Below are 384 nucleotides of genomic sequence, written 5' to 3' on the forward strand. Positions count from 1 at the left end.
CCCTTTGTTATTGCCTAGCCCGCGGCCCGCAACCAAGTCGGGCGCAGAGCGTTGCACCGCGAGCGCGGCCCACCAGAAGGCCGCTCCGCCCGGAGGAAGGACTTCCATGACCCATCGACCGATCCGTGCCGGCACGGCGCTGGCGGCCACGTTGTCGCTGCTGCTGCCCCAGGGCGTCCTGGTCCCCGAGGCGCAGGCGCAGGAGGCGATCCGCCTCTGCGCCGACCTCAGCACCGTGCCGCCCTGCCCGGCGGGAGAGCCCGAGGACGGGCAGGCGTTCGCGCTGAACGCCGACGGCACCCTGTCGGCGATCGGCGACGGCACCGCCGAGGCCGACGCGGCTGCGGCGGCGGACGCGGCGGCGGCGGCGGCTCAGGCAGAGGC

1 protein-coding gene is annotated in these 384 nt (G+C 75.5%); it reads left to right on the forward strand.

Going from position 1 to position 384, the window contains the following annotated elements; all coding sequences use genetic code 11:
• Nucleotides 1–106: 106 nt before the first annotated feature.
• Nucleotides 107–384 (forward strand): hypothetical protein (locus D7Y13_RS44900; protein WP_208734775.1); only part of this gene is annotated, 278 nt, incomplete at its 3' end.

The organism is Corallococcus praedator (assembly GCF_003612125.1).
GTDB classification, from domain to species: domain Bacteria; phylum Myxococcota; class Myxococcia; order Myxococcales; family Myxococcaceae; genus Corallococcus; species Corallococcus praedator.